Origin of the sequence: Roseixanthobacter finlandensis, assembly GCF_043195105.2 — a bacterium.
Classification (GTDB): Bacteria; Pseudomonadota; Alphaproteobacteria; order Rhizobiales; family Xanthobacteraceae; genus NCEH01.
In genome coordinates this window covers 2,761,797-2,781,731 of the sequence record NZ_CM195536.1, presented here as the reverse complement: position 1 = coordinate 2,781,731, position 19,935 = coordinate 2,761,797, and the positions used below count along the sequence as shown (strand labels likewise).

At 64.2% G+C, this 19,935-nt stretch carries 23 protein-coding genes, 1 tRNA gene and 1 riboswitch; of the genes, 14 read left to right on the top strand and 10 right to left on the bottom strand.

Going from position 1 to position 19,935, the window contains the following annotated elements:
• The first annotated feature begins 7 nt into the window (after window positions 1-7).
• The 7 genes from V5G24_RS13075 to V5G24_RS13045 all read left to right on the top strand — a co-directional run bounded on the left by V5G24_RS13075 (window position 8) and on the right by V5G24_RS13045 (window position 4,118).
• Window positions 8-1,432 carry an SGNH/GDSL hydrolase family protein gene (locus V5G24_RS13075; protein WP_394085844.1) on the top strand — a complete coding sequence of 475 codons (1,425 nt, stop codon included), beginning with the start codon at window positions 8-10 and terminating at the stop codon, window positions 1,430-1,432.
• A 77-nt stretch (window positions 1,433-1,509) separates the two neighbouring features.
• On the top strand, window positions 1,510-2,208 hold the full coding sequence (locus tag V5G24_RS13070) for a hypothetical protein (protein ID WP_394085845.1): 699 nt from the start codon (window positions 1,510-1,512) through the stop codon (window positions 2,206-2,208).
• Between the two features lie 2 nt (window positions 2,209-2,210).
• Complete coding sequence (locus V5G24_RS13065) at window positions 2,211-2,489, top strand: hypothetical protein (protein ID WP_394085847.1); 279 nt, start codon at window positions 2,211-2,213, stop codon at window positions 2,487-2,489.
• A 95-nt stretch (window positions 2,490-2,584) separates the two neighbouring features.
• Window positions 2,585-2,788, top strand: coding sequence for a ubiquitination-like system serine protease family protein (locus V5G24_RS13060; RefSeq protein WP_394085883.1), 204 nt, complete (start codon window positions 2,585-2,587; stop codon window positions 2,786-2,788).
• Window positions 2,782-3,207, top strand: coding sequence for a 3TM-type holin (locus V5G24_RS13055; protein ID WP_394085848.1), 426 nt, complete (start codon window positions 2,782-2,784; stop codon window positions 3,205-3,207). Before V5G24_RS13060 ends, V5G24_RS13055 begins: the two co-directional genes overlap by 7 nt.
• Entirely contained in the window at window positions 3,207-3,560 is a 354-nt protein-coding gene (locus V5G24_RS13050) for a hypothetical protein (RefSeq protein WP_394085849.1), read from the top strand. Before V5G24_RS13055 ends, V5G24_RS13050 begins: the two co-directional genes overlap by 1 nt.
• A gap of 6 nt (window positions 3,561-3,566) precedes the next feature.
• Window positions 3,567-4,118, top strand: coding sequence for a hypothetical protein (locus V5G24_RS13045; protein WP_394085850.1), 552 nt, complete (start codon window positions 3,567-3,569; stop codon window positions 4,116-4,118).
• A 216-nt stretch (window positions 4,119-4,334) separates the two neighbouring features.
• Here V5G24_RS13045 and V5G24_RS13040 read toward each other — a convergent pair whose 3' ends face one another.
• The 5 genes from V5G24_RS13040 to V5G24_RS13020 all read right to left on the bottom strand — a co-directional run bounded on the left by V5G24_RS13040 (window position 4,335) and on the right by V5G24_RS13020 (window position 6,354).
• Complete coding sequence (locus tag V5G24_RS13040) at window positions 4,335-4,583, bottom strand: hypothetical protein (protein ID WP_394085851.1); 249 nt, start codon at window positions 4,581-4,583, stop codon at window positions 4,335-4,337.
• Entirely contained in the window at window positions 4,580-4,972 is a 393-nt protein-coding gene (locus V5G24_RS13035; protein ID WP_394085852.1) for a hypothetical protein, read from the bottom strand. The genes V5G24_RS13040 and V5G24_RS13035 overlap by 4 nt, the downstream gene beginning before the upstream one ends.
• Complete coding sequence (locus V5G24_RS13030; RefSeq protein ID WP_394085853.1) at window positions 4,969-5,304, bottom strand: hypothetical protein; 336 nt, start codon at window positions 5,302-5,304, stop codon at window positions 4,969-4,971. Before V5G24_RS13030 ends, V5G24_RS13035 begins: the two co-directional genes overlap by 4 nt.
• Window positions 5,305-5,443: 139 nt before the next feature.
• Entirely contained in the window at window positions 5,444-5,974 is a 531-nt protein-coding gene (locus tag V5G24_RS13025; protein ID WP_394085854.1) for a hypothetical protein, read from the bottom strand.
• A gap of 80 nt (window positions 5,975-6,054) precedes the next feature.
• The gene (locus V5G24_RS13020) at window positions 6,055-6,354 is read right to left on the bottom strand and encodes a hypothetical protein (protein WP_394085855.1); all 300 of its coding nucleotides are present in this window, start codon (window positions 6,352-6,354) and stop codon (window positions 6,055-6,057) included.
• 637 nt (window positions 6,355-6,991) lie between these two features.
• Here V5G24_RS13020 and V5G24_RS13015 point away from each other — a divergent pair.
• From V5G24_RS13015 to V5G24_RS13005, 3 genes are all read left to right on the top strand, one after another.
• Window positions 6,992-7,840, top strand: a complete 849-nt coding sequence (locus V5G24_RS13015) for a DNA adenine methylase (RefSeq protein ID WP_394085856.1) — start codon at window positions 6,992-6,994, stop codon at window positions 7,838-7,840.
• Between the two features lie 394 nt (window positions 7,841-8,234).
• Complete coding sequence (locus V5G24_RS13010; RefSeq protein WP_394085857.1) at window positions 8,235-10,427, top strand: methyl-accepting chemotaxis protein; 2,193 nt, start codon at window positions 8,235-8,237, stop codon at window positions 10,425-10,427.
• 217 nt (window positions 10,428-10,644) lie between these two features.
• A complete protein-coding gene (locus tag V5G24_RS13005) occupies window positions 10,645-10,884 on the top strand; it encodes a hypothetical protein (protein ID WP_394085858.1) in 240 nt (79 codons plus the stop codon).
• 2 nt (window positions 10,885-10,886) lie between these two features.
• On the opposite strand, the gene V5G24_RS13000 is transcribed toward V5G24_RS13005, so the two are convergent.
• From V5G24_RS13000 to V5G24_RS12990, 3 genes are all read right to left on the bottom strand, one after another.
• Entirely contained in the window at window positions 10,887-11,966 is a 1,080-nt protein-coding gene (locus V5G24_RS13000; RefSeq protein WP_394085859.1) for an alpha-hydroxy acid oxidase, read from the bottom strand.
• Window positions 11,967-12,032: 66 nt separating this feature from the next.
• Window positions 12,033-13,163, bottom strand: coding sequence for a 3'-5' exonuclease (locus V5G24_RS12995; RefSeq protein WP_394085860.1), 1,131 nt, complete (start codon window positions 13,161-13,163; stop codon window positions 12,033-12,035).
• 118 nt (window positions 13,164-13,281) lie between these two features.
• Window positions 13,282-13,358, bottom strand: a tRNA-His gene (locus tag V5G24_RS12990).
• Between the two features lie 341 nt (window positions 13,359-13,699).
• On the opposite strand from V5G24_RS12990, the gene V5G24_RS12985 reads away from it, so the two are divergent.
• Entirely contained in the window at window positions 13,700-14,074 is a 375-nt protein-coding gene (locus V5G24_RS12985; RefSeq protein ID WP_394085861.1) for a hypothetical protein, read from the top strand.
• Window positions 14,075-14,141: 67 nt separating this feature from the next.
• On the opposite strand, the gene thiC is transcribed toward V5G24_RS12985, so the two are convergent.
• A complete protein-coding gene (thiC, locus tag V5G24_RS12980; RefSeq protein WP_394085862.1) occupies window positions 14,142-16,007 on the bottom strand; it encodes a phosphomethylpyrimidine synthase ThiC in 1,866 nt (621 codons plus the stop codon).
• Between the two features lie 95 nt (window positions 16,008-16,102).
• Window positions 16,103-16,237, bottom strand: a riboswitch (TPP riboswitch).
• Window positions 16,238-16,425: 188 nt separating this feature from the next.
• On the opposite strand from thiC, the gene V5G24_RS12975 reads away from it, so the two are divergent.
• The 3 genes from V5G24_RS12975 to V5G24_RS12965 all read left to right on the top strand — a co-directional run bounded on the left by V5G24_RS12975 (window position 16,426) and on the right by V5G24_RS12965 (window position 19,005).
• Window positions 16,426-17,220 carry a thymidylate synthase gene (locus V5G24_RS12975; protein ID WP_394085864.1) on the top strand — a complete coding sequence of 265 codons (795 nt, stop codon included), beginning with the start codon at window positions 16,426-16,428 and terminating at the stop codon, window positions 17,218-17,220.
• A gap of 89 nt (window positions 17,221-17,309) precedes the next feature.
• The gene (locus V5G24_RS12970) at window positions 17,310-18,200 is read left to right on the top strand and encodes a protein-methionine-sulfoxide reductase heme-binding subunit MsrQ (RefSeq protein ID WP_394085865.1); all 891 of its coding nucleotides are present in this window, start codon (window positions 17,310-17,312) and stop codon (window positions 18,198-18,200) included.
• Window positions 18,201-18,267: 67 nt separating this feature from the next.
• A complete protein-coding gene (locus V5G24_RS12965; RefSeq protein WP_394085866.1) occupies window positions 18,268-19,005 on the top strand; it encodes a hypothetical protein in 738 nt (245 codons plus the stop codon).
• A gap of 5 nt (window positions 19,006-19,010) precedes the next feature.
• Here V5G24_RS12965 and miaA read toward each other — a convergent pair whose 3' ends face one another.
• A complete protein-coding gene (miaA, locus tag V5G24_RS12960) occupies window positions 19,011-19,925 on the bottom strand; it encodes a tRNA (adenosine(37)-N6)-dimethylallyltransferase MiaA (RefSeq protein ID WP_394085868.1) in 915 nt (304 codons plus the stop codon).
• Between the last annotated feature and the right edge of the window lie 10 nt (window positions 19,926-19,935).

Below are 19,935 nucleotides of genomic sequence, written 5' to 3'. Positions count from 1 at the left end.
CACCACCATGAGCATTCAGACCATCAATACCGGCTCCGCCGCCAACGACGGCACGGGCGACAGCCTGCGGTCGGCATTTGGCAAGGCCAACAGCAATTTTGATTATCTTACCGGCCGCATGGCCGGCCTACCGCTCCAGCCTCCGCTGCCGTACGGCGCGCGGATCGCTGGCGTCGGATCGAGCAGCATGGAGGCCAATGCCGGCGCGCTGTCGGCAATCCTGATGGTCACGTCCGCCGGTGGCTTTGTCACCCGCGCGCGGCTCCTGGACCCGCGATTTGAATTCGACTGCTGGTACGACGCCACAAAACCCAACAACATCGGCGGCGCCAACAAGGGCGTCGGGGGCACGACATACGCCGCTCAGGTGACGCAGATCGAAGCGGCGCTCTCCGAGGATTATGCCGCGATCGTGCTCTATACCGGCCCCAATGAGCTGGTCAGCCTGACGCCGCAGGTCGCATTTGCCGGCATTCGGGACAATGTGCAGCGGGTGCTCGACGGCGGCGCCATACCGATCCTCTGCACGCCCAATGCGCGCGGGACCAGCGGCGCGAACGCGCTGGCGGCGAACAGCGTCGATCGGCGCAAAAAGATGAGCCTGGACGACAAGCTACGGGATTTTGCCGCGCAGACGAGCGGCGTGTATCTCGCCGATCTGGCGACCGCATTCGCGGATCCCATGTCGGCTATGCAAGAGGCGCTCGCCGACACCACACTGGACGGGCTGCACGCTCTGCCGCTGGGGGTGACGGCCGACAGCCTCGTGTTTTTGGATACCATCCGCCGTGTCGTGCAGCCCCGGCCGGATGCGGATTTCGCCGGAACGAACCTATACCAAAATGGCAACCTGACCGGGACCGGCGGCAACAACGGTGTCGCCACGACGCTCAGCGGCACGCTGCCGAGCTATATCCGCGTCGGGTGCAGTGGCGGCACGCCCGCGTCGAGCGCGGTCGCGTCAACGATCACCGATCCGGGCGGCAAAGCCGGGGTACGGGTGCTCATCACGGCATCTGATGAGACGCCTGTGACGTGGTGGCCGCTGTTTTCCGACACCTCAGGGTCAGGCAATTCCAGCATTGCGGCGTCCGCCTATGACGGGCAGTGGGTGCGCGCCGAGGCGCTGGTCTGGCTCTATACAGGTGGTGAGCTACTGCGCGGCTGGTCGCTGCAAGTCGAGTCCCGCACATCAAGCACGGGGGCCGCAACGTCTGCGGTGAGCTCCAACTATGTGGCGGACCTCACGACACCCATCGGAGATGTCCGGCTCAATGGGCACCCCTATTATTTCCGGACACCTCCATTCCAGATCCCGGCCGGCACGACGCACCTCAATTTCAAACACATCTGTTCCCACGTCGGTACGGGCTCGATCCTCTATGAGGTGAGCCGGCCCACTCTGTATGTGGTGGACGATCCTCGGGTCTGACCTCCGAAAATATCCCGCCCGTCCGCCGCCCGCTGAGGCGGCTTTTTTGTGTTCATTCCACATCATCGGAGATGACTATGCCGACCTTCAGCGCCCTGAAGGGCGAATATGCACGCCTATGGTTGAGCATGACCATTCGGCCGGAAAAACGCGCGGCGGCCGATTCCGTGGCCCGAAAGATCCTCGCCGGCAAGGACCGCTATGCAGCGGTCGAGGCGGCGACGGGCGTGCCTTGGAAGGTGGTCGGCGTCATCCACGCCATGGAATGTGGGCTGTCCTTCAAGGGGCATCTTCACAACGGCGACCCGCTGACCGCGCGCACCAAGCAAGTGCCGAAGGGTCGGCCTACGGCGGGCAGCCCTCCCTTCTCGTGGGAAGAAAGCGCAATCGACGCCATGCGCTACGACGGTCTCGACAAGGTCGACGACTGGAGCCCAGAAAGCATCGCCTTTGAGCTCGAAGGGTACAACGGATGGGGATATCGCAACTATCACCCGACCGTGCTGTCGCCGTACCTCTGGAGCTATTCCACCCACTACACCAAGGGCAAGTACGTCACCGATGGTCACTGGGATGCGAGCGCGGTTTCGGGGCAGTGCGGCGCCATGGTGCTGCTGGCCCGCCTGGACGCGCTTGCCGCCGCGCCGCCGGCTCCGCCCAAGATGGATACGACCACCAAGACCGTCGTCGCGACCGCGGCTGTGAGCGGCACCGTCGCCGCCGTCCACTGGTGGGATTCCATCGCCTCGTTCTTCACCAATCTCATTGGGGGCTGATCATGCACATCCTGCTTGCGCTTTCCTTGGTCTGCGTCGCGTTCGCGGCAGCATGGTTCCTCGCCCCGCGGGGCTGGCGGACGTTCGCCTTCAACGTGCTCAACGCCCTGGCCTGCCTGCCGCCGATCATTGCTGCCGTGTTCGACAGCGTGTCCGGTTTCGACTGGACGCAGCTCATGGACAAGACCTCCGCGGCGACCGTGACGCTGGCGGTGACAATCGGCAATGTGGTGTTCCGGGCGGTGACCACCACGCCCCCCGGCCGGCGGGACCGGCCGTGAGGGTGCGCGCGATCCTTGTCGAGGATATCGACGCACCTGACGCGCCACCGGGCGCTTTCGAGTTCTTCGCCGCTGCCGATCGTCCGACGGCGGGGATGCTTTATGTGTGCCCCTGCGGATGTGGCCGGCACGGCGCGCTCCCGTTCCGGCCAGATCCATCACCCTCATGGGAGTGGGATGGGAATCGGGATAGTCCGACCCTCACCCCAAGTGTGCATCATGTCCTCCGGCTGACCGCCGGCGGAACAGGCACGCACTGGCATGGATTCCTGACCGCAGGGGAGTGGATCTCATGCTGACGACGCTCTTCACCACCCTCCTGTCGTGGCTCGGCGGCGGTGTCGTGGACAAGATCCTCGATGCCCTGAACAAGCGTGTCGATGCGCAAACCGAGGACCAGCGCATCCGGTCCCAGGTCACCATCGAGGCGATCAAGTCCGAGGTGGCGGCGCAGCAGGCCGGGCGCGACTTGATCATCGCCGAGCAGGGGCGATGGTATTCCGCCCTGCCCAGGCCGCTGTTCGCCGGCATTTTCATCCTGTACGTCGGCAAGGTTGTGGTGTGGGACAAGGTGCTTGCCCTCGGCACGACCGATCCGCTGAGCCCGGAGATGACCAACCTCATGGGAATCATCGTCGGCGCCTATTTCGGCGGCCGAACCATCGAGAAAATCGCGAGCACCTGGGCATCCACTCGGGCGTCGAGAGGTGGTCAGTGATGGCGGACCTTCCCCCCGATCCCCTGGCGACCATCCTGGGCGTCAAGGTGACCCACATCGTCGCCGGCGCCGCCGGCGGCATCGTCCGGTCGCTGTCCCGGCCCGGCGGGACCTGGCCGCGCCACGTCGGCACCGCCATCGTCGGCACCTTCGTGGCTGGCTATGGCACGCCGGTCGGCGCGGTCCTCGCGTCGCGATATATGGCGGCGCCGGACATTCCGTCGACCTCGGTGGAGGGGATGGTGGGGTTCATTCTCGGGCTGATCGGCATGAGCCTGTGCGAAGCGCTGCTGCGCTGGGCCCGCGCCTGGCGCGACGGCCCGCCGCCGCCGATCCCGCCGCTGCGAGGGTAGGTCACCATGATGCCCCGCCTCATCGGCCTCATGGGGTATGCCGGCGCCGGAAAATCGGAGGTGGCCCGCCATCTGTGCGCGGCGCACGGTTTTGAGGCGCCGCACATCAAGGCGCCGTTCGCCGCCATGTTCGCGACCCTGCTGCGGGAAATTGGCTATGGCGAGGAGATGATCGCCCGCATCATCGACGGCGATCTCAAGCGTGAGATCGTGCCCGAGCTCGGCGTGACCTCGACGCAGGTGCAGCAGGATCTTGGCACGGCGTTCGGGCGCAACTGCATCCGCCCGACCATCTGGCTGGACCTGTGGTGCGCGAAGGTGGACCGCATGCTCGCTGCCGGCACCCCCGTGGTGCTGGAAAGCTGCCGCTTCGCCCTCGAGGCGGACGCCATCAAGACGCGCGGTGGCGTCCTGGTCGAGATCCGCCGTCCCGGCGTCGGCCCGGCCAACGGGCACGAGAGCGAGCGCGTGCCGGCGCTAGCTGATTTTGTGCTGCACAATGATGGCACCTTGGACGATCTGCGCGCGCGGGCGGACCGATTGGTTCGACCGGGGTAGGGGTGGCGCTCCCTCTCGCTCGTCCCGTTACGGGATTCCCGATGACGCCGCCCGTCTCCCCCACGGGAGGCGGGTAGCGTCGGGTTGGTTCATCCCCGCACATGCAGGGAACGCACTGACATCCTCAAGGATGCCTCCCCTATACAGGGTTCATCCCCGCCAATGCAGGGAACATTCTAAAGGCGGGCATCACGTCGTACCCGGGTCATCCCCGCATTAGCGGGGAACGGGCGTCAGGATATCATCTAGGCGCGAGGACACCGGATCATGCCCCAGCATGTAGCTCACGGCAATAGCAACCGGCCCCGACACCCTGTCGCGCCGTTCCATCTCGCGGATGGTCGCGCCTGGATCGCGCCCCTGCAATTGCAGGGCGCGCCCCATCTCGCTCATGCGCAGCGGCCTGCCGAGACCCCAACGTTCACCGAGCGCGGCGCGCGCGGCGCGCAGATCGTCGCCTGTCACGATGCCCCCATCACTCTGTAAATCGCGGCGTGGCGATCCGTCCCGCCGGCCTGCATTATCTCCACTGCGGCGAACGTGCGGGTATCGCACTGCCGCGCGGCCTGATACCCCACGATTTCGACGAAACGCGCCCACGCCCGAACCGCCTCATCAATGAAGCGGCGTGAGCGAGACGATAAATCATCGTCGTATCCGTATAGCTGGTGCAGTCCGAGCGCGATGCTATCCGCATAGGCGTCATCCGGTTGATCTATCCGGAGCGGGTCGTATATCCCGGCCAGGATATTGGCGAACGTCCGGGCGGCCTCAACATTTTGTGCAGACATATTGAGGCTGCGAGCGGCTAGCTCGACACACATCTGCCTGATTTTTTCGTTTCGCGTGGTCATTGTGCACCCTCCCGCTGCCGGGCCAAAATGTTCACGTAGCTCAGTAGGTGGTCTACCGCACCTAATACCGCCTTCCGCTCAACGCCGAATTTCTCGCGAATGATTTTTTGCCGGTTCACGTCAAGCAGTATCCTGCCGCCCCTGCTGTCGATCCAGAATGACGCGTCCTCAATCGTGGCGGCATATTCGACAATGCCGCGCAGAATCACGATGGGGGCGGCATCGGGTGATGGCGCTTTTGCCGACGCAGCAGCGACCGCCTCATTCCACTGCGCAATCAGGGCTGGCCTGATTTTTTCAGCCCAAGCAATTTGTTTCTCTGACCCGATCATCGGCTTGTCTCCCGTGAGAGTGGGGCGTTGCCCCGTGGTGATATTGTGATACAGGTTTTTCCTGTATCAGTCAACGATGGCTTTTCGCCCGACTGGCCCCGCATCCCTCACGGGGAGACGGGGCTTTTTGTTTGGCGTGTCAGGCTTCGTCGGGCGCGGAGCGGCGCTCGAGTTCATCAGCTAGTGCCTTGGCGGTCTCGGATTTGTGGCGCAGCAACGCCATTGTGTCCGCATAGATTCCGGCCGGGATCGGGCGGGCGCCGCTTAAAAACTGTCTGATGCGCGCGCTGTCGCCGAACCGGAGTGCCTGGGCCATTTCGGTCTGCCAACGGGGTCCATAAAGCACCTCGCCGATCCGGCGGAGATCCTCGACGGCCAGGCGTGAGGCAAGCGCTGCCGTCGCACGCTGGTGATAATATCCCAGCCAGTAGGGTCCTTGCGCCTCGCCTTTGAGTGGGCCTTCAGCGCCTGGATCGAGCGCCTCGATGATCTCCTCGACATCGGGGCTATTGTCCAGCCGGGGGCGGAGCAGCGCGAGGCCGGCCATGGGGCTGCGAAATATGGCCGCAACCGTCGTGGGCGGGATGTCTGCCACGCTATCGGGATAGACCATGGCGCAGAGCCTCCCCATCAAGTATGCTGGATTCGTCGACTTGGTGTCGAGGGGCATGATCTGCTCCTTGTGGATTGAAATATTTCAGGCCGCGTGAAACGCGCATGGGCGGCCCTTCGTGGCCGCCCGCCTCACCATCATTTGAAGGTATAGCGAGCGTTGAGCGAGTCCGAGTAGCCGTAGGTCTTGGTGGCGATGCGCTCGATGTCGGCGATGAAGATGTCATAGGCAGCCGACATGGTCGGGGACATGGAGCCCTTTCCCGCGTCTACAATCAGCTCATTTCCGCTTATGAAAATCTTGAGGGTACGGTCGCCGGAGAAGCTGGTGTTGCGGCCCGAAAGGTCAATATAAAACCTTTCCTTCCATGCGGAGACTTTGGCGACGCTCGGAAATGAGCGGATCATTTCGGCGCGGATTTCGATCATCTTGATCATGGCGGCTGTCCCTTCCGACTTGCCCGGCGGCCCTAGCGGCCATCCGATGTGTCTAAATATAGGAGCGCAGAGGTGCGGCGTCAAACGGATATTTTGGCGCTTGGGTCTGATCTCCCAGATCCATCTCCCCTCACCGCGGGGTGGAGCTTTTTATTTGTGTCCGCCATGCCGGACGGCTTTCGATCCGCCGCGATCCGCAGCGCGAGCATCGGAAACGTCGCGCCATCGTCGGCACGAACATGTGGCCGGGAAATCGGTCCACATTGACCTCGGCCGAGTGATTGCACCCGAGGCAGGACACAAGGATGTGTCTGACGCCGTTTTCGCGCATGTTCGTGAGGTTCATGGGGGGGTGCTCAGGTGAGGGCATCCGCCGGCCGATCGCTCTTTATCCGTGGTTGCAAATTGCTCACGCGCTTTACGCAATAAGAATGCATCCCCACCCCGCTCTAAGGTGTTGCGGGACACCTGCACCCGGCCAGAAGGATAGGCCGGTGGGGCCTCAAGGCGCGACAACGCCTCTCCGCTGCGGGTCCATTCCTGGCCGAATCCCCGCCCAGCCTCAGGTTTCGTGAAAGCTGCCCACCGTGCGCACCGGTGCGCACGCGCAGGCTAGCGTGTTCGCGGAATGTTCTCAATGTCTCACGATTTATTGCGCAATGTTACGCCGGTTCGCCCGGCTGCCCCTTACATTGGTGGCAAGCGACAGCTGGCCTCCCTTCTGACCGATATGATTGATGCGGTACCTCATCGAACCTATGCCGAGCCATTCGTGGGTATGGGCGGCGTGTTCCTGCGCCGCCGGCGCGCGCCGCCTTGCGAGGTGATCAACGATCTCTCCGGCGACGTGGCGACCTTTTTCAGGATCCTTCAGCGCCACTATCAGGCGTTCATCGACATGCTCAAATGGCGGCTGACCAGCCGAGAGGAATTCGCCCGCCTTCTCGCCACGCCCCCGGACACGCTGACCGACCTCGAACGCGCAGCGCGATTCCTTTATTTGCAACGCGCCGCATTCGGCGGGAAGGTTGAGGGGCGATCGTTCGGGGTCTCCAATGGGCTACCAGGGCGCTTCGATGTGGTGCGCCTGGCGAGCACTCTAGATGATCTCCATCATCGTTTGTCGGGCGTCATCATCGAACGTCTGCCCTATGGCGAGTTCGTCGCCCGCTACGACGGACCCGAGGTCCTATTCTATCTGGACCCGCCCTATTTCGGCTCCGAGCGCGACTACGGCGCGGCGGCCTTCTCTCGGAGCGAGTTCGCGCAGATGGCAGGGCAGCTCGCGACAATCAAGGGCCACTTCATTTTGTCGATCAACGACGTACCCGAGACCAGGGAGATCTTCGCCGCGTTTGACCGGCAGGAAGTCGAACTCGTCTACACGGTTTCAGACGGGCAGCCGAAAGCGGCACGGGAGCTGATCTTCACATCCCCGGGCCTGCCCACTCCGGGGGATCGCGCGCCGCGGCTGTTCGCCGATTGAGGGGGGGCAACCTTGTGACACTTTGGGTAAATTTGGGGCTGCCTCCAGCCCTTGTACGTGTCACACGGCGTTGAAAAGACAAAAGCACCTCTGGCCTGTCACGCCGGAGGTCGCGGGTTCGAGCCCCGTCACTCCCGCCATTCCATTCTTCAGCACAAAATCACCGGCGGTATCGCTTCACATCTTTGAAGCGCAGGTGTCGTGCGCCTTCCCATCGCGACCGAAGTTCGCGGGCCCCACGGATGCCCACAAAAGGCGCGCAGCTGATGGCGTGCCGGGGCGGCCTCTATGCCGCATGCCATCTGACTATTGTCCTATGTGCGATGCAAGCCCTGAGCATGCCGGTATTTAACAGCTTCCTCTGGTGCAAAATCGACCAAGGTTGGGCCTCCAGATGAATCTGCATTCCATTAAAATTAAAGTCATTGCATTGTCATCTCTGGGGGTCATCGCATCGTCCGCGGCTCTGGTTGGGTTCGGCATCGTATCAGCGCGCGAAACCTCATCTTATGTAGTTGAAAATGTCGATGGTTTGCTTGACGGGATAAGTAAGGACTCACTTCAGAGACTGGCCACGGTCCAGGCGCGTACCGTGCAGACCGAGCTTGATATTGCCTTCGAGGCAGCACGAACCATGGCCATTGGCCTGGAGGTGATCGCCGCTCAGGACAACGACGCGTCCGCCCCTGAGAACCGCCGCGCTCAATTGAACGGCATCCTCTTGGGCGTGCTGAAAAACAATCCGCGTCTTAACGGCACTTACAGCGCCTGGCTTCCGAATGCGCTCGATCAGAATGATGCGGAGTTTGAGAACAAGACCAGCATGGGGTCCGACGCAACCGGCCGGGCCTTGCCGTATTGGACCCGTGACTCCGCTGGAAAAATCGCGTTGCAGCCCTTGGTGGAATACGACAGCCGCGAGCTGCATCCCAACGGTGTGATGAAGGGCGGATGGTTCCTCGGTCCCGAAAGCACCGGCAAGGAGAGCATCCTGGCGCCGCTGCCCTATATCGTCCAAGGCAAGCCGGTGTTCCTCGCCACCCTCTCCGTTCCCATCATGATCGGCGGCAAGTTCGCGGGTGTCGCGGGCACCGATTTCGACCTGTCCTTCGTTCAGACCCTCGCCAATAAGGTGAATGAATCGATCTATAAGGGGCAGGGGTCGGTGGCCATCGTGTCGAGCGCCGGACTGGTGGTGGCTTCGAGCGCCGACGCGCGTGCGATCGGTGGTCCCCTGAAGGCCATCGATCCCGAGGCGGAAAAGGACATGGCGCACCTGAGCGGCGGTGTTCCGGTCGTCGAAGTGGATAAGGTGCGCGATGCACTGAAGGTGTTTTCGCCCGTAACGCTCGGCCGCACCGGCTTGACCTGGTCGGTCCTCATCACGGTGCCGCGCGCGGTGGTTCTGGCCGACGTCGAGCGTCTGAAGCTGCAGCTTGAGGCCAAGAGCAGCAATTCCATCTTCTGGCAGATCGTGACCGCCCTTGGCGTGACCGCCACGGCGCTGATCGTGACCTCCTTCTTCGCGTCCGGCATTTCCGGTCCCATCACGCGCTTGACGACTGCATTGCGTCGCATGGCGAACGGAGAGCCTGTCGCGGAAATCGCCGGCGCGAGACGCAAGGACGAAATCGGTGACATTTCCCGTGCTGTCGATCAGATCCGTGTCGGCATCGCCGAGGACGCGCAACGCAAGAGCGTCGAGGCGGAAGTCACCCGGCAGGAGCAGGATCGCGAGCGCCGCGCCGCCATGCTGAAGCTTGCCGACGGGCTGGAAAGCGCCATGGGCAACGTGGTTCTGGGCGTCGGGTCAGCATCCGAGCAGTTGCAGAACGCAGCGACCACGATGACGTCGGCGACGGTCAAGGTGGCGGCCCAGTCGGAGACGGCCGCAGGTGCATCCAACGAAGCGTCCGCCAATGTCCAGACCGTAGCGTCCGCAGCGGAAGAGCTGGCGTCCTCGATCATCGAGATTAAGCGTCAGGTGGACGAGTCGGCCCGTATTGCGGCCTCCGCGACCGTCAATGCGAAAGCGACGGCCGGGACGGTTCAGGAATTGTCGCTTTCGGCGGACAAGATCGGGCAGATCGTCGATCTGATCCGGAACATTGCGGGGCAGACCAACCTGCTGGCGCTCAACGCCACCATCGAAGCGGCGAGAGCCGGGGAGGCCGGCCGGGGGTTTGCGGTCGTCGCCTCTGAAGTGAAGCAGCTGGCGTCGCAGACCTCGAGCGCGATCGCCGAGATCGAAGCGCAGATATCCGACATCCAGACGGCAACGAAAAGTTCTTCGGACTCGATCGTCAGTATCACCGACGTTATCGGTCAGATTAACGAAATCGCCACTTCGATCGCATCGGCCGTGGATCAGCAGGGCGTGGCGACGCGGGAGATCGCGCACAACGTGGCGCGCGCTTCGCAGGGCACGCAGCAGGTGTCCGAGAATGTCATCGGCATCAACGGGGCCGCGCAGGATTCAAATCGCGCCGCCAATGTTGTGCAGGAAGCGGCGGGCAGCCTTGGAAAGCAGTCGGAAACCCTGACCGTGGTCATGAAGCGCTTCCTGGAGACCGTCCGCGCAGCGTGAACAGGGGCGATGGAGCATCCATTGCCCGCAGCAGGGGGCTCCGGCTCAGCGAACGGTTCGATGTGAAAGAGCGACGGCCGCCTGTGGCGGCTGTCGCTAAAGCGGCGCCTCTCAGAAAGGGCATCAGGCGGCCGCGGCGGGGGAAAGACAGAAGAGTCTTCTTGTTCTCTTTTTGTTCTTGTGAAATGAATAGGCCCCGACCGATGAGGGGCGACCTATGCCGCGCGAGCCGAAGTCCACCGATACCCTCAACTCCGAGGTCCAGCCCGCCGACCCTGCGGATTTCGACGTCAGCGAGCAGGACGTGGACGAGGCCATCGCGGCCTGCGAGGGGGATGCGCGCGCGACCATCCGGGCGCTGCTGGTGGCCTATGCGATGCTGGAGCGGGACATGAGCCTGCGCGCGTCCGCCGGCTTCGTGCGCCGTCCCACGCGCGCCCGCAGGCCGGCGGGGTGAGCTCATGCCCGCCACAGCACGCCGGAATCGATCTGCGCCAGGCTGGCACGGCCGGTGAGGGCCATGGCGACTTCCAGCTCCGCCCGCAGCAGATGGACCGCGTGCGCCACCCCCGCCGCGCCGGCGACCGCCAAGGCGTGGATATGGGGCCGGCCGATGAGCACGGCGCTCGCGCCCAGGGCCAGGGCCTTGAGGACGTCGGTGCCGCGCCGCACGCCGCCGTCCAGCAGAAGGGGCAGGGCGCCCGCCACCGCTTCAGCGATGCGGGGAAGCGCCTCAATGGTCGCCGGCACCGTATCGAGCGCGCGGCCGCCATGGTTGGAGACGATCAATGCGGATGCACCGGCCTCCACCGCGCGTCGGGCATCGGCGGGGTTGAGTATGCCTTTCAGCACGAGCGGCAAATCGGTGAGCCCAGCGAGCCAATCCAGATCGCGCCACGTGGGCGCACCCTCCAGGAAGCCAGAGAACAGCGGGCTGCGGCCGATCTCGGCGCAGGCGGGCGGGCCGGGGCGCATGCCGCGCAGGTTCACCGGCTCGATGCCGGGCGGCAGGCGGAAGCCGGAGCGTTGCTCGCGGTTGCGCAGGCTCGCCGGCGCGTCCACCGTGACCACCAGGGCGCGATAGCCGGCGGCCTTGGCGCGGGCCACCAGATCGGCCGTGAAGCCCCGGTCGTGCTGGATATAGAGCTGGAACCACAGCGGCCCGGTGGCGGCGGCGGCGATGCGCTCCAGGCTCTCGCTGGCCTGGGTGCTGACCACGGCCAGCGCCTTGGCTGCGCCCGCGCCCATCACGCTCGCGATCTCGCCCTCCGGATGCACCAGCCGATGATAGGCCACCGGCGCCAGCGCGATCGGATGCTCCAGGGCGAGCCCCAGCAGCGAGAGGCGGGTATTGGCGGCGGAAAGGTCCGCGAGCACGCTGTTCTGAAGCTTCAGGCGGGCGAAGGCGGCGCGGTTTTCCCGCAGCGAGATTTCATCCGCCGCGCCGCCATTCACATAGGCGCGCGCGATTTCGCTCATGCGCTGTTCGGCGCGCGCTTCATAATCGGCGAGGGCGACGGCGGGAGCTGAGAAATCCATGCCCCGTTTCATACACCAGCCGCGCACGCGATGCGCGGGCGCCTGGCGAGAGCGCGGCCCGGCGGCTCAGGCCTCATCGCGCAACGGCACCGCCGCGGCGGTGTCATCTGCGGCATCCGCGCGCGCGGCATCCGCACGCGCGGCATCCGCACGCGCGGTACCGGTCGATGCCCGGATCACCGCGAAAATGTGGCGCATGGCATGTTCCTCCGCGCTGGTCAGGCGACCATCCCGCTTGATCATGCCCATCAGCAGCGGCAGGACGACGGACATTTCCTCCGGGTTGGCGGCAAGGCGTCTGGAGGCCGTGGTTGCCCCTTTCTGGCTTCCGGGAAGGGCCATGGCGCTTGCCCGAAGCGCGTCGCGCAGGTTGCCATCCAATGGCAGCCGCAGGATGCCTGCCACGTGGGACGAATAGGCGTCGAGTGTCGCCATCTGAACATCGGCTGGCACATCGGCTCCGGCTGCCACGAAGCGGATCACCAATTGGCCATCGCGCGCATGCGCCACGGCGTTTCTCACCCACCGGCGCGCGTCGGCTGCGGTCTGTTGTGCCGGCGGGGAGGCCGTGACCGGTGCGGCCCGCCAGTTCGATCCCTTGGGCGAGCGGCGGGGCAAGGGTGCCGGTGGGCGAGGCGGGGCGGGCAGGAGATTTGTTGGCGACGGCCAGGGCAGCGGCCAAGGGGGAATCGCGGCGCGCTTCAGATGGAAATAGAGCTGCGCCGTGAGGAAGGCGTCCTGGAACGCATCATGGCGCGCGGCCTGAGATCCAAGTCCGAGCCGGCTCACGCAGGCCGAAAGCTTGGCCGAGTGGCCCGGCCAATGGCCGTGGGCCGCACGCATGGTGCAGAACACCTGCTTTTCGACCGGCGGGCGCTCCGCTTTCCTCAGCTCGCGCGCCACATAATGCATATCGAAATCGGCATTGTGCATGATCAAGCAATCCGCCCAATCGAGCCAAGCGCGGATCTCGTCCGCTTCCTCGGCGAACAGAGGTTGGAAGCGGAGCAGCCAGTCGTCCCAACCATGCACCTCCAGTGCGCCGGGATGGGAATCCTTGCGCGGGTCGTAGATGCGGTAGATGTGATCCACATAGGTGCCATGGTCGAACCGAATGGCAGCCAGGGCGACAAGCTTGTCGTAAGGCAGGACCCCTGTGGTCTCGGTGTCGAGGACAATGACGCGTTGATGTGGCATTGGGCCCCCGCAGTTCAGCGAAAATATGGGGCAGGCAATCTCAGATTGTCCAGATCACGGCCCGCCCCGTACACCCGGTGCTTGGGGCGGCATGGGGCGAAAGGGCGGGGACTGGCAATGGTACAGGTGGGTGGGCTCGAACCACCGACCTCCGGTTCCACAGACCGGCGCTCTAACCAACTGAGCTACACCTGCGAAGCTCCGGCGCGCGGGGGCGCCGAAGAGAGCGCGGAACCTACTCGGGACGTTCCGGCATTTCAAGGGGGGCAGCGCGGATTGTCCAGTGCCGTTTCACGCTTTCCTGCCGCCGGAAAACGCCGGGTCGGCGCATCTTCTGCGCGGGCAGGATCTGCGCCAGCCGGCTCGATGCGCGGAGAGGGATTCGCCGGTAATCCCGCGTGTCGTGGGCGCGCACGGTAGCTTGACCTTCGCCGGCTAGCTCCTGAATTTGCCGTACGACAAAGCGTCACGATTGACGACGCCAAATAAAAACTTAAACAAAATCTACCCGATTGGGGGAATTATGGGGGGAGGTAATGAAATACGCGTTTCCAGGTCTCTGGTTTGCTTTGTCCTGTTTCATGATGATCGCTGCACCTGTGCATGCGGCTGGAAAGCAGGATTTCGTGCTCGTGAACAAAACCGGCTATGACATCAGTCACGTCTATGTCTCGCCGGTGAAGTCCGATGACTGGGAAGAGGACGTTCTCGGTAAGGACGTTCTGGAAGATGGCGATACTTGGACGATCAAGTTTAACCGCAGCACAAACGCCTGCAAATGGGACCTGAAAGTGGTCTATGACGACGATGATTCGACCGCAGTCTGGAAGAATATCGACCTTTGCAGCGTGTCCAAGATTACGATTCGCTATAATCGCAAATCGGATACCACAAGCGCCACGTTCGACTGACCGGAACGATTTTCCGGGTCTGGCCCCGCCCTGTGAAGGGCGGGGTTTTCTTTTGCGGCGCGGGCGCTCAGGCCGAGGGCGGTTCCGCAACGTCGGGCGCGGGGGCGTAGATCTTGCCGCCGCCGTCCCGGAATTTCTGCGCCATTTCCGCCATGCCCGCCGCCGCCTGGTTGTCGGCTTCGGCGCGGGCGATGTCGCCGGCCTCGATTTTCAGCTCCTGGGAAATCTTCATGGAGCAGAATTTCGGCCCGCACATAGAGCAGAAATGCGCCACCTTGGCGCCTTCCGCCGGCAAGGTCTCATCGTGGAACTGCTCTGCCGTCTCCGGGTCCAGGGAGAGCGCGAACTGGTCGCGCCAGCGGAACGAGAAGCGGGCCCGGGAGAGTGCATCGTCCCGGATGCGCGCGGCTGGATGCCCCTTGGCAAGATCCGCCGCATGGGCGGCGATCTTGTAGGAGATAACGCCGGTCTTCACATCGTCCCGGTTGGGCAGGCCGAGATGCTCCTTCGGCGTCACGTAGCAGAGCATGGCGGTGCCGAACCAGCCGATCATCGCCGCACCGATGGCCGAGGAGATGTGGTCGTAGCCGGGGGAAATGTCGGTGACCAAGGGCCCGAGCGTATAGAAGGGGGCCTCGTGGCAGATCTTCAGCTGCTTTTCCACATTCTCGCGGATGAGGTGAAGCGGCACATGGCCCGGCCCCTCGATCATCACCTGGCAATCATGCCTCCAGGCGATCTCGGTGAGTTCGCCCAGCGTCTCCAGCTCGGCGAACTGGGCGGCGTCATTGGCGTCCGCGATGGAGCCGGGGCGCAGGCCGTCGCCGAGCGAGAAGGCGACGTCATATTGGGCGAAGATCTCGCAGAGTTCCTCGAAATGCTCGTAGAGGAAGCTTTCCTTGTGATGCGCGAGGCACCATTTGGCCATGATCGAGCCACCGCGCGAGACGATGCCGGTGACACGATTGGCGGTCAGCGGCACATAAGCGAGGCGCACGCCGGCATGGACGGTCATATAGTCCACGCCCTGCTCGGCCTGCTCGATCACCGTGTCGCGGAAGATCTCCCAGGTGAGGTCCTCGGCGACCCCATTCACCTTTTCCAGCGCCTGGTAGATCGGCACCGTGCCGATGGGCACCGGGGCATTGCGGATGATCCATTCGCGGATGGTGTGGATGTTCTTGCCGGTGGACAGGTCCATCACCGTGTCGCCGCCCCAGCGGATCGCCCACACCAGCTTGTCCACCTCCTCGGCAACCCCCGAGGTGACGGCGGAATTGCCGATATTGGCGTTGATCTTCACCAGGAAGTTCCGGCCAATGGCCATCGGCTCGGTTTCGAGATGGTTGATGTTGTTGGGGATGATGGCGCGGCCGCGCGCCACTTCCTCGCGCACGAATTCCGCCGTGATGTCGGTGGGAATGGCGGAGCCGAGGCCCATGGCCTTGTGGTGCGGATGGGCGCCGCCATTGGCGCGTGCGAGATTTTCGCGCGCGGCCACATATTCCATTTCGGCGGTGATGATGCCGGCGCGGGCATAGGCCATCTGAGTCGGCCGCTTGCCGGGCTTCGCCTTCAGCGGCTTCCTGCCGGTGCGGTCGAACGCCGGGAGGTGGCTGGTCTGGCCCGGCTTCAGGCCGTCGTCTTCCGGCTTCTGCGCGCGCCCTTCCACTTCCTCGACATCGCCGCGCTCGAGCACCCAGCCGCGGCGCAGCTCGGCGAGGCCCTTGGTCAGGTCGATCAGGGCAGCGGGATCAGTGTAGGGGCCGGAGGTGTCATAGACGCGCACCGGGCGTTCGGCGGGATCGGACAGGCTGATCTCCCGCATCGCCACCTGGACGTCGGGACGGTCGGCGGGAATGAACACCTTGCGGGATTGGAGCAGGGGGCCTGTCGTCACCTTCAAGGATGAGGTGGAGGCTTCGTCGAGCATACGGATCTCCTTCAAGCTCGCGCTTCAAATGAGATCCGGGAATTCGAGCTTAGGAGACGGGTGGCCTCCGGGTGGGATTCGCGGGGCGAATCGTGGCGGAGGCCTATTCCGATCCCTTCGCCGGCATGACCCGGATCAGGTTCGAAGGGTCATCGCGGCGCCGGCGGTCGTGACGACCGATCCGGAAGGCGATCTCTCAGCCCCCTCGCGGGGCTCCCCTTGGAATGCGTCCACAGTGGGCAGCCGATTGATCCATGTCAACGCTGCGACGCAGCGAAGCTGGAGCGAAGGGATATTGCGTCGCAACACGAATTTGTGTGGGTCCGGAGGCGGCTTCGCGACCTGCGGCGATGACTTTTCCTGGTGGAGTGCATAAATCTCGCGGAGAAGCACGGAATTGGGACGGAGAAGGGCTGAGATGCGCCAGTACCACGACCTTCTTCTGCGCATTCTGGCCGAGGGCGTCCGCAAGGAGGACCGGACCGGCACCGGCACGCTCTCCGTGTTCGGCCATCAGATGCGGTTCGATCTGGCCGAGGGCTTCCCCTTGGTCACCACCAAGAAGCTGCATCTGAAATCCATCGTCCACGAGCTGCTGTGGTTTCTGGCGGGCGACACAAATATCAGATATCTCAAGGAAAATGGCGTTTCCATCTGGGACGAATGGGCGGATGCGACCGGCGATCTCGGCCCGGTTTATGGCCATCAATGGCGCTCCTGGCCGACCCCGGACGGCGGGGTGATCGACCAGATCGCCCAGGTCATCTCCGACATCAAGCGCAATCCGGATTCTCGGCGCCTGATCGTAACCGCCTGGAACCCGGCCGATGTGCCGAAGATGGCGCTGCCGCCGTGCCATTGCCTGTTTCAGTTCTATGTCGCGGAAGGCAAGCTTTCCTGCCAGCTGTACCAGCGCTCCGCCGACGTATTTCTCGGCGTTCCTTTCAATATCGCGTCCTATGCCCTGCTAACCTCCATGGTCGCGCAGGTGGCCGGACTGAAAGCTGGAGAATTCATTCACACGTTTGGTGACGTCCACCTTTATTCCAACCATATGGAACAGGCGCGGGAGCAATTGTCCCGTCCCCTGCGTGCCTTGCCGCGCCTGGTGCTGAACCCGCAGGTGCGCGACATCTTTGCATTCCGCTATGATGACGTGGTGATTGAGGATTATAATCCTCATCCTGCCATCAAGGCCCCCGTCGCTGTATGATGTGCGGCCTCACGGGCTTGTGTCATGATGGGTCGTAACTTTGGCGCGGCGTTTTGCGTATCTTGAGCGACAGCGAGAGAATACGCATCATGGCTTTGTTTCACGAACGCAACGGCAAATTCAGCCCGGAACTGACGCTCACTCTTCTAGGGGCGGCGATCCCCGTACTGTGGTTGGCGGGGTGGGCGCTGGCGGGCGATCTCGGGGGGCGGCCGGTTGCGGCGGCGATCCATTTCACCGGCCTGTGGGCGGTGCGTTTCCTGCTCCTGAGCCTCGCCGTCACCCCGGTCCGGCGCCTGTTCCATTGGCCGAAGCTGGTCCTGGCGCGCCGCAATCTCGGTCTCGCGGCGCTGTTCTATGCCGTGTTGCATCTCGGATTGTTCGTGGTAGATCAAGGCTATAGCTTTACGGCGGCGGGGCGTGAGATCGTCTTGCGCTTCTATCTCACCATCGGGGCGGTGGCGGTTGCCTTGCTGCTGGCGCTGGGGGGCACCTCGTTTGATCGCATCATCCGCCGCATGGGGGCAAAGCGCTGGAACGCCCTGCACGCCAGCGTCTACGCCATTGCAATCCTTGCCATTGCCCATTTCCTGATCCAGTCGAAGCTGGATGTGACCGAAGCCGTCATGATGGGCGGCCTGCTGATCGTGCTGTTCGTCTATCGCATCGTCTTCCATTTCTCGAACCGTGTGGGACCCCTGCTGTTCGCCGGCGTGACGGTGCTCGGCGCGGTGCTGACGGGGCTCGGCGAAGTCGCCTGGTACGGGCTGCTGACCGGCGTGGATCCCTGGCTGGTGGCGGCGGCGAATTTCCAGCCGCAGCTTGGGGTTAGCCCTGCCGCATGGGTGCTGATCGCGGGCCTTTCGCTGGCGCTGGCGGCAGCGGTGCGGCAGCTCCTGTTTCCACCGGCAAAGGCCGCGCGGGCCAGCAAGCCGGCGGCCGCGAAAGCCCCGTCGCCGCAGTCCACATTCGCCGGATAAGCCTCGCCGCGATCCGTTTCGGCAGGCCCACCGGTAGGCTAAGCTCGCACGGGATCGGGGGTGGGACATGGACAAGAAAATTAAGGGAATCCTGTGGTGGGCGTGCCTTTGCGCGGCACCCCTTGTTCTCGCCGGCATGGAGCTTTTCCATCCGGCGGGCTTCACCAGCAGCCCGGGCATGTATGCCTATCTGTGCACGTCCCAGCCGTTTGACCCGCGCTATTGGGCGCTCGGTTATTTCGGGCCGACCTGGTGGTTCACCATGCACATGGTTCAGCTTCCGATGCTCGGGCTGGTGTCGGTGGGGCTCTGGATGGCCGTGGAGGGGATTGAGGATGGCCTTGCCTGTCTCGCGGCCTGGGTGTCGCGCGTGGCGACCTTCCTCTTCCTCATCTGCTACACGGCGCTCGATTCCATCGGCGGCATCGGTCTTGGCCGCAGCATGCTGAACATCGAGGCGATGCGCGCGGCCGGAACTCTGACGCCGGAGCAGGCACAAGGCGCGATTGCGCTGCTCAATGCGGATTGGGTGGACCCGTGGGTGGGTGGCGTCGGGTCGGTCATAAGCCTCACCGGCTCATGGATGGTCCTCCTTGCCGCTGTGAGCGTGGCCCTTGCTCTCCACCTCACCCGCCGTACCCCCTGGCCGGCACTGGTTCTGCTCATCGCGTTCGGTTGGGAGATCCAGACCGCCCACGCCAGCCCGCACGGGCCCATCGGCTTCCTGCTGCTGGCGGTCGCCGGCGCATGGATTCGCTTGGCCGGCAAGCCAGCCCCGGCACACAGGAACCTTGCGGCCGCCTGAGCGCATCAGGCGGCAATCTCGTCCAACAGGCTGTCCAGGGCCGCGTCGGGCGACGTGCGAGGCCATTCGGGCATCTGGTGGCGAAACCAAGTCTCCTGCCGCTTGGCATAGCGGCGCGTGTCATTCTGGCCCAGCGCGACCGCTTCGGCGCGGGCCATCTCGCCGGCCAGATGGCGCATCAGCGGGGGCACGCCGCAGGCCTTGAGCAGCGGCCGGTCGGCGGCCAGATGGCGGGCTGCAAGCCGTTCCACCTCTTCCAGGGCGCCGGCCTCCATCATCGCGTCGAAGCGCCGGTCGATCCGGTGGCGCAGCACCTCGCGATCGAGATGAAGCACCCGCCGCACCACCCCTTCCGCGGGCAGGGCGGGCGGCTGCGTGCTGCGCTGCCAAGCACTGAGCGAGCGCCCGGTCGCCTCGACGACTTCGAGCGCGCGCAAAATGCGCTGGCGATCATTGGGCGTGAGGCGGAAAGCAGTCTCCGGGTCCAGCGTCGCAAGGCGGCTATGGAGCACGGGCGCGCTCTCGCCTTCGGCCGCGGCACGAATGGCGGCCCGCATGTCTTCGGGAATCGGGGGAATGGCCGCCAGCCCCTGGGTCAGAGCGCGGAAATACAGGCCCGTGCCGCCGATCACGATGGGAAGCTGGCCGTCCTGACGCGCCGTCGCAATGGCGGCGACCACCTCGCCGAGCCAGCGGCCGACGGAATAATCATCCATCGCCGCAGCATGGCCGTAGAGCCGATGGGGAACCCGTGCTTCCTCCTCAAGGCTGGGCCGCGCGGTGAGAATGCGCAAATCCCCGTAAACCTGCATGGAATCAGCGTTTATCACGACCCCGCCCGTGCGCTCGGCAAGGGCCAGCGCCACCGCGGACTTGCCGCTGGCCGTTGGACCTGCGATGAGCACCGCCGACGGTTTCAAGCTTTCCTCA